Origin of the sequence: Flavobacterium kochi (assembly GCF_048286715.1) — a bacterium.
Lineage (GTDB): Bacteria > Bacteroidota > Bacteroidia > Flavobacteriales > Flavobacteriaceae > Flavobacterium.
The window spans coordinates 22,924-31,833 of the sequence record NZ_JBLVPW010000038.1 but is presented as its reverse complement, the minus strand read 5'-3'; the positions used below and the strand labels follow the sequence as shown (position 1 = coordinate 31,833).

Genomic DNA, 8,910 nt, shown 5'->3' with positions numbered 1-8,910 from the left:
CCATTTTACTTCGGCTTCAGCCATATTAAAATCAACAACTTTATCCCATTGTTGGTACCATGTGAAATTTTCTTCTGCTATTTTACCCCAAAATTTTCTGGGCTCACGAACTGATTTATTATAATGTTTAAAATATTGTTCTAAATTATCAATTTTATAGTAGCTCATGTTTTTTATTTTTTTATAAAAGTATTAAATCTCTTTCTATTCTTAAAATTATTTAAATTATAAATTCCTATGAAAAATTAAACATTAAGCAAAAAGAATAACTTTTTAATCATAATTTGTTCGTTTTTTGTTATTTCGAAGAAATGTGATTAAAACAAAAAAAGCGAGATAGAATTTCTACCCCGCCTTTTATCTCAACAAAATTTAACAACAAATAATTTCAATAATAAAAATCTGCATTACTATAACATCGCCTGAAGCCTCTTAAAATTTAAATTTAGACCTTAAAAGTTGTATCTAATTCTATTTTATAAAGGAATTACTTCACTTAACTTTCAAACTCGTTTTAAGTTAAGTGAATGTAATATGCATCCATATCCTCTTTTCTTTTAATAAGTGCTTACTAATTCAAAATATTATGGATTCAAATGATATAATGCAAATCCCAACACACCCTCATGTGTGTAATTCCTAATTTTTATTATCCTATTTTTTTCATAGCTGTCATAGATTCTCTCAACCACTCTCCCACTTCTTCAATAGGATGTTGACGAATACTTTTATTTACTGCTATAAGAACCGCATTATCAACACCGTTTGCAGGGGAAAAAGATTTTCCAATTACGTTGGTATCAATAGTTTTCATGAAATCGGTTAATAACGGTTTGCAAGCATGGTCAAATAAATAACAACCATATTCAGCAGTATCCGAAATGATTCTGTTCATTTCATATAATTTTTTTCTTGCTACAGTATTAGCAATCAAAGGCAATTCATGTAAAGATTCGTAGTAAGCAGATTCTTCAATGATTCCAGATTGTGTCATTGTTTCGAATGCTAATTCTACTCCGGCTTTAACCATGGCAATCATCAAAACACCATTGTCAAAATATTCTTGTTCTGAAATTGCAGCTGCAGTTGGAGCCGTTTTTTCAAAGTTAGTTTCTGCAGTTGCAGCTCTCCAAGTCAATAAATTGATATCGTCATTAGCCCAGTCAATCATCATGTTTCTTGAAAATTCACCTGAGATAATATCATCCATGTGTTTTTGAAACAACGGACGCATGATATCTTTTAATTCTTCAGCTAATTCGTATGCTTCAATTTTTGCAGGATTTGAAAGACGATCCATCATGTTTGTAATTCCGCCATGTTTCAAAGCTTCAGTTACAGTTTCCCAACCGTATTGGATTAATTTTGAAGCATAAGCTGGCTCGATTCCTTTTTCAACCATTTTGTCGAAACATAAAATTGAACCTGTTTGTAACATACCACAAAGAATAGTTTGCTCTCCCATTAAATCCGATTTTACTTCGGCTACAAATGAAGAGTTTAAAACTCCCGCTCTATGACCACCAGTCGCAACTGCATATGCTTTTGCTTGTTCGAAACCTTCTTCATTTGGATTGTTTTCAGGGTGAACAGCAATTAAAGTTGGTACACCAAAACCTCTTTTGTATTCTTCACGAACCTCAGATCCTGGGCATTTAGGAGCACACATAATTACAGTGATGTCTTTACGGATCTGCATTCCTTCTTCTACGATATTAAAACCGTGAGAATAGGCTAAAGTGGAACCATTTTTCATCAAGGGCATGATTGCTGTAACGACAGCCGTATGTTGTTTATCTGGTGTAAGGTTACAAACCAAATCAGCAGTTGGAATTAATTCTTCATAAGTTCCCACTTTGAAACCATTATCAGCAGCATTCATATAAGAAGCTCTTTTTTGTGCAATTGCTTCAGCACGCAATGCATAAGAAATATCTAAACCTGAATCTCTCATGTTTAAACCTTGGTTTAGACCTTGAGCTCCACAACCTACGATAACTACTTTTTTTCCTGCTAATGCTGCTATACCATTTGCAAATTCTGATTGATCCATGAATTCGCAAACGCCTAATTGTTCTAATTGTAATCTAAGTGGTAATGAATTGAAATAATTTGCCATCTTTTTTTATTTAATGATTTTAAAATTTAATAATTGAAATTTTGATTGCTGCAATAGCGTATAAAGTGTTATTGCAAAATGAATTCTATTTAAGCTCTTCTAATAACGTTGATATTTCCATTTTTTCTTTGGAGACTGATATTCTTCCTGAACGTACAAACTGCATAATTCCGAAAGGTTTTAATTTTTCATATAGTTCTTCAATCTCTGAGCGTCTTCCTGATTTTGAAATCACAAAAAAGTCTCTAGATACGGTAACAATTTCTGAATGACTTTCTTTGATAATATTTTGTATTTGTCTTTCGTCAAATAACAAACTTGAATTTATTTTGAACAAAGCACTTTCTAAGAAAATAGTTTCTTCATCAACATGATAAAACGCTTTTATTACTTCGATTTGTTTTTCGATTTGGCCTACAATATTTTGTACCCATTTTTCAGTTGTATCCACTACAATGATGAATCGGGAAACATTTTCTATTTCTGATTCGGATACATTTAAACTTAATATATTAATATGGCGTTTCAAGAATATACCTGATATTCTGTTTAATAAGCCAACGTTGTTTTCTGAATAAACAGAAATGGTGAATGTTTTATTTTCCATAATATTAACTTAATCTCATCTCAGAAACCGATGCTCCAGTTGGAATCATTGGGAATACATTATTTTCTTTTTCTACCATAACTTCAAGGAAATAGGATTCTTTTGAAGCCATCATTTCAGCAACGGCTGCATCTAAATCTTCTCTTTTGGTCACTTTTTTGGCTTTAATATAATAACCTTCAGCAATCGCTATAAAATTAGGATTGATCATTTCAGTTGAAGCATATCTTTTGTCAAAAAACAATTGTTGCCACTGACGTACCATTCCTAAAAATTCGTTGTTAAGGACTACAATTTTCACAGGAACTTTAGTTTGAAAAATAGTTCCCAATTCCTGAATAGTCATTTGAAAACCACCATCACCAATAATGGCAACCACTTCGCGTTCCGGCATTCCCATTTTGGCACCAATTGCAGCGGGTAAAGCAAATCCCATAGTTCCTAAACCACCTGAAGTTACATTACTTTTCGTTGAATTGAATTTGGCATAGCGACAAGCAAACATTTGGTGTTGCCCCACATCCGAAACCATAATAGCATCCCCTTTTGAATGTTTATTAATCATTTCGATAGTTTCCCCCATAGAAATTCCTTCTTTCTTAGGTTTTAACTCGTCATTGATTACCGCTTCCAATTCAATTTTATACATTTCTTTGAATTCGTTGTGCCAGGATTCATGTGTATTACTTTTGATAAAAGGAAGTAAGGCAGTCAGAGATTCTTTGACATCAGCTAAAACAGCAACCGTTGTTTTTACATTTTTATCTATTTCTGCAGGATCAATTTCAAAGTGAATTACTTTGGCCTGCTTTGCATAAGTAGCTAAATTTCCTGTAACACGATCATCAAAACGCATTCCAAGTGCGATCAAAACATCACATTCGTTTGTTAACAAATTAGGACCATAATTTCCGTGCATACCTAACATCCCTACATTTAATGGATGGTCTGTTGGCAATGCCGATAGTCCTAAAATAGTCCAAGCGGCAGGAATTCCTGATTTTTCAACTAATGCTTTCAATTGTTCTTCGGCTTCACCAAGAATGATTCCCTGACCAAAAACAATATATGGTTTTTTGGCATTGTTGATTAGTTCCGCAGCCTCTTTAATTTTTTCAATATCTAAAGTAGGCTTTGGGTTGTAACTTCTAATGCTGGTACATTTTTTATAACTAAATTCAATTTCGTCAAATTGAGCATTTTTTGTAATGTCAATTAAAACAGGACCCGGCCGACCTGATCGTGCAATATAAAATGCTTTTGCAATGATTTCAGGTATTTCATGTGCTTCGGTAATTTGATAATTCCATTTGGTTACCGGAGTCGAAATTCCAATAATATCGGTTTCCTGAAACGCATCGGAACCTAATAAATGTTTCCCTACCTGACCTGTAATACAAACCATTGGCGTAGAATCAATCTGAGCATCGGCAATCCCGGTTACAAGATTTGTTGCTCCAGGACCTGACGTAGCTATTGCCACTCCAACTTTGCCTGTAGCTCTTGCAAATCCTTGAGCCGCATGAGTTGCACCTTGTTCGTGACGAACTAAAACATGCTGTAACTGATCTTGAAATTTATATAATTCATCATAAACAGGCATTATGGCACCACCTGGATAACCATAAACCAAGTCTACTCCTTCTTCTAATAAGCATCTAATAACGGCTTCTGCGCCTGATATTTTATTTGTTCCCATGGGTACGTTTATTATTTTTCCTCACCCCAGCCCTCTCCAAAAATAGAGAGAGAGTCGAGATTGATATAGTATTCCTATTTTTTACTTTCAAGTAAAAGTCCAAACCTAATTTATTATTTCCCCTTTACTGATTGGAGTAATTACTTATCAGTTACACATCCTTCAGAGGCGCTCGAGACCGAACGCATATATTTAAGTAACACTCCTTGTTTAATTGGTGATTCTGGTTTTTTCCAATTGGCTTTACGTTTTGCCATTTCTTCGTCAGATATTTTCATATTGATTGTGTTTTTCACAGCATCAATTGAAATCACATCACCGTTTTGTATTAAAGCAATTCCTCCACCTTCATAGGCTTCTGGAGTAACGTGTCCTACCACGAAACCGTGAGAACCTCCAGAAAAACGTCCATCAGTAATCAAAGCGACAGTACTTCCTAAGCCAGCTCCCATAATTGCAGATGTTGGCTTAAGCATTTCAGGCATACCTGGACCTCCTTTTGGACCACAGTAACGAATAATAACCACATTTCCTGGTTTTACTTCGCCTCCTCTAATTCCTTTAATTACATCGTGTTCGTTTTCAAAAACTACCGCTGTACCTTCAAAAAACTCACCTTCTTTACCACTAATTTTAGCCACACAACCTTCTGAAGCTATGTTTCCGTATAAAATCTGAATATTTCCAGTAGCTTTTAACGCTTTTTGGATTTCATGAATCACTTCTTGCCCATCATTCAAATCAGGCACTGATGCTAAGTTTTCTGCAATTGTTTTTCCCGTAACCGTTAAACAATCTCCATGTAAGAAACCTTCTTTTAATAAATATTTCATTACTGCCGGAACGCCACCTACATTATGTAAATCTTCCATTAAGTATTTACCACTTGGTTTTAAGTCAGCAAGCAATGGTGTTTTATCACTAATATCTTGAAAATCTTTTAATGTAAGATCAACACCAACAGAATGAGCTATTGCAATTAAGTGCATAACCGCATTAGTAGAACCTCCTAGGACAGCCACCATTGTAATAGCATTTTCGAAAGCTTTACGAGTCATAATGTCTCTAGGCTTAATATCTTTTTCCAATAATATTCTGATTGCCTTACCAGCATCATCACATTCTTGTTTTTTTTCTGGACTCAAAGCAGGATTAGAAGAACTGTAAGGTAAACTCATCCCTAAAGCTTCAATCGCTGATGACATCGTGTTAGCAGTGTACATACCACCGCAGGCACCTGCTCCTGGACAGGCATTTTGTATCACTCCTTTAAAATCTTCAGGTGTAATAGTATTGTTGAATTTTTTTCCTAATGCTTCAAAAGCAGAAACAATATTCAAATCTTCACCTTTCCATTTTCCAGGATGAATCGAACCTCCATATACCATAATCGAAGGGCGATTTACTCTACCCATAGCCATTACGGCTCCTGGCATATTTTTATCACATCCTGGAACAGCAATCATACCATCATACCATTGTGCTCCCATAACAGTTTCGATAGAATCTGCTATTACATCACGAGAAACTAAAGAAAAACGCATTCCATCATTACCATTTGAAATACCATCGCTTACACCAATAGTATTAAAAATCAAACCAACTAAATCTTCTTTCCAGACGCTGGTCTTAATGTCTTTGGCCAGATCGTTTAAGTGCATATTACAAGGGTTTCCATCGTAGCCCATACTTACAATTCCTACCTGCGCTTTTTTAAGATCTTCTTCAGTTAATCCAATTCCGTACAACATGGCTTGAGAAGCCGGTTGTGTTTCATCTTGCGTGATTATTTTGCTGTATTTGTTTAATTCCATTTGTATGTTTGTGTATTTTTTTAATTTTTTCCAAAAAAAAACCTTCCAAAATAATTGGAAGGTTTTAAATATTTTTTTAATTATATCTATAACATTCCTGCTGCATATGTGATTACCACATTGACATTAATAATTGAAGAAATAATAGTTACGATTTTCATTTTTTTTATTTGCATCAAAAGTATGAAAAACAAACAGAACAAAAAAATAGAACCTTAAAATTATAAGCACTTTTTCAATTATTAAATGCTTTTGATTATTGTTTTGTTAAACAATAGTCGATTGTCCTATTTGGACATTGTCACTTTTAAAATACAAATCGTCTTTACTTAAAATGACATTCGAAATAAAGTCTCCAACTTCATTTGTACCGAATTTTGAATCTGCTTTCAAATCTATTGTTACAACATTGTATTCAATCGCTTTCTCTACTGCTTCATAGACTTTTTTTGCTTCTTTATGAAGTCCAAAATGTTCCAAAAGCATTGCTGCTGATAATACTGAAGCAATTGGATTAGCAATATTTTTTCCTTTAGCCTGTGGATAAGAACCATGAATTGGTTCAAAAAGTGCATTTCTATTTCCTAGTGATGCTGACGCCAATAATCCTATAGAACCTGTAATTACACTAGCTTCATCAGATAAAATATCTCCAAATAAATTTTCGGTTAAAATAACATCAAATTGTTTTGGATTTAGGATAATTTGCATCGCAGCATTATCAACAAAAAGGAAATCTAATAGTACATCCGGATAATTTTCGCTTACCTTTTGGACAACTTTTCTCCATAATCGAGAAGTTTCAAGCACATTGGCTTTATCCACCATCGTTACTTTTTTACGTCTGTTTTGTGCTGCTTTAAACGCCAAATGAGTAATTCTGGTTATTTCTTCTTCTGAATATTCGCATAAATCAGAAGCGATGGTACCTGCATCGTTCAATTTTTTTTCACCAAAATAAACACCTCCGGTAAGTTCTCTGAAAATAATAAAATCAGCACCTTCGATTATTTCTCTTTTTAAAGGAGAAGAATCTAATAATGACCTATATGGCTTTATAGGTCTGATATTTGCAAAAAGACCTAATTCTTTTCTCAATTTTAATAATCCTTGCTCAGGACGTACTTTAGCACTGGGATTGTTATCGTATTTTGGATCACCAATAGCACCAAACAAAACTGCATCCGTATTAAGGCAAAGATTAAGTGTTTGTTCTGGAAGTGGGTTTCCAGTTTTATCTATAGCAACAGCTCCCATAAGAGCATCTTCAAAAACAAATTCATGATCATATACTACACCTATAGCATATAAAGCTTTCTTTGCCTGTAAGGTCACCTCTGGTCCTACTCCATCTCCCGGCAGTACTGCTATTTTTAAATTCATGTTTAAGTGTTTTTTTATATTATACAAATAGTGTTTGTATTAGCTTCTTATTAAATCACTTTGTATTTTACAAGCTTCAATAATTTGATGAATATCATCATCTAAAACTTCTTTTTTAACATCGGCAAATTTTAAGAATTCAATATAAACTACATCCAATTGTACTTTAGTAAGTTCATATCCTACCTTTTTTGCTCTGTAAGCCAATGCTGCTCTACCACTTCTTGCAGTAAGAACTATTGAAGACTCATTGACACCTACATCCAAAGGATCCATGATCTCATAAGTTGCTCTGTTTTTAATCACACCGTCCTGATGAATTCCTGAACTGTGTGCAAAAGCATTAGCACCAACAATCGCCTTATTTGGTTGTACCATCATTCCCATACTTTCAGAAACCAAACGACTCATTTCGTTCAACTGTTTCGTATTGATATCAGTATATAGATTCAAATAGGGATGTTGCTTAAAAATCATTACTACTTCTTCAAGTGCAGTGTTTCCGGCTCTTTCCCCTATTCCATTTATGGTGCATTCTATTTGTCTTGCGCCGTTTACAGCTCCAGCAATAGAATTAGCCGTAGCCATTCCTAAATCGTTATGACAATGACAAGACAGGATAACATTTTCAATACCTTTTACATTTTCACGTAGGTATTTTATTTTTGCTCCATATTCTTCAGGTAAACAGTATCCGGTTGTATCAGGAATATTAAGTACCGTAGCACCTGATTTTATTACTTCTTCGCAAACTCTTGCCAAGAAATCATTATCAGTTCTACCAGCATCTTCAGCATAAAATTCTACATCTTCAACATACGATTTGGCATGTGAAACAGCAAATTTTGCTCTAGCGATAATATCTTCTCTGGTGGTATTTAATTTATGTATTATATGTGAATTTGAAGTTCCGATTCCAGTATGAATACGAGGTTTTTTAGCATGTTTTAAGGCAGCTGCAGCAACATCGATATCATTTTTTACCGCTCTGGTTAAACCACAAACAGTCGCATTCTTTACAATCTTACTAATTTCAGAAACAGACAAAAAATCACCTGGACTAGAAACAGGAAAACCAGCTTCAATAATGTCAACACCCATTTCGTCTAAGCGATTTGCTATAACGAGTTTTTGATTGGTATCTAATTTACATCCTGGGACCTGTTCTCCATCTCGTAAAGTGGTATCAAAAATTTGAACTTTCTCTCTATTCATTTTCATTTATTTAATGTAATTTCACATCTCGATAACAAATTTATATTTCATTACTTTAATATAAAACTCATTT

7 protein-coding genes are annotated in these 8,910 nt (G+C 34.0%); all 7 read right to left on the bottom strand.

Annotation, left to right across the window (positions count from 1 at the left end):
• On the bottom strand, positions 1–168 hold a 168-nt coding region (locus ACNQGH_RS20450; RefSeq protein ID WP_417957872.1), incomplete at its 3' end, for an acetyl-coenzyme A synthetase N-terminal domain-containing protein.
• 481 nt (positions 169–649) lie between these two features.
• On the bottom strand, positions 650–2,119 hold the full coding sequence (gene ilvC, locus ACNQGH_RS20445; protein ID WP_417957870.1) for a ketol-acid reductoisomerase: 1,470 nt from the start codon (positions 2,117–2,119) through the stop codon (positions 650–652).
• Positions 2,120–2,204: 85 nt separating this feature from the next.
• On the bottom strand, positions 2,205–2,726 hold the full coding sequence (gene ilvN, locus ACNQGH_RS20440; RefSeq protein WP_379858263.1) for an acetolactate synthase small subunit: 522 nt from the start codon (positions 2,724–2,726) through the stop codon (positions 2,205–2,207).
• Between the two features lie 4 nt (positions 2,727–2,730).
• The gene (gene ilvB / locus ACNQGH_RS20435; protein ID WP_417957869.1) at positions 2,731–4,425 is read right to left on the bottom strand and encodes a biosynthetic-type acetolactate synthase large subunit; all 1,695 of its coding nucleotides are present in this window, start codon (positions 4,423–4,425) and stop codon (positions 2,731–2,733) included.
• 140 nt (positions 4,426–4,565) lie between these two features.
• Positions 4,566–6,239 carry a dihydroxy-acid dehydratase gene (ilvD, locus tag ACNQGH_RS20430; RefSeq protein ID WP_417957868.1) on the bottom strand — a complete coding sequence of 558 codons (1,674 nt, stop codon included), beginning with the start codon at positions 6,237–6,239 and terminating at the stop codon, positions 4,566–4,568.
• A gap of 267 nt (positions 6,240–6,506) precedes the next feature.
• The gene (leuB, locus tag ACNQGH_RS20425; RefSeq protein ID WP_417957867.1) at positions 6,507–7,622 is read right to left on the bottom strand and encodes a 3-isopropylmalate dehydrogenase; all 1,116 of its coding nucleotides are present in this window, start codon (positions 7,620–7,622) and stop codon (positions 6,507–6,509) included.
• 39 nt (positions 7,623–7,661) lie between these two features.
• On the bottom strand, positions 7,662–8,837 hold the full coding sequence (locus ACNQGH_RS20420; protein ID WP_417957866.1) for a 2-isopropylmalate synthase: 1,176 nt from the start codon (positions 8,835–8,837) through the stop codon (positions 7,662–7,664).
• Positions 8,838–8,910: the final 73 nt, after the last annotated feature.

Bases quoted from the DNA above. Each gene is read 5' to 3' on its own strand.
- ilvC (WP_417957870.1), bottom strand. From the start codon at position 2,119: ATGGCAAATTATTTCAATTCATTACCACTTAGATTACAATTAGAACAA.
- ilvN (WP_379858263.1), bottom strand. From the start codon at position 2,726: ATGGAAAATAAAACATTCACCATTTCTGTTTATTCAGAAAACAACGTT.
- ilvB (WP_417957869.1), bottom strand. From the start codon at position 4,425: ATGGGAACAAATAAAATATCAGGCGCAGAAGCCGTTATTAGATGCTTA.
- ilvD (WP_417957868.1), bottom strand. From the start codon at position 6,239: ATGGAATTAAACAAATACAGCAAAATAATCACGCAAGATGAAACACAA.
- leuB (WP_417957867.1), bottom strand. From the start codon at position 7,622: ATGAATTTAAAAATAGCAGTACTGCCGGGAGATGGAGTAGGACCAGAG.
- ACNQGH_RS20420 (WP_417957866.1), bottom strand. From the start codon at position 8,837: ATGAATAGAGAGAAAGTTCAAATTTTTGATACCACTTTACGAGATGGA.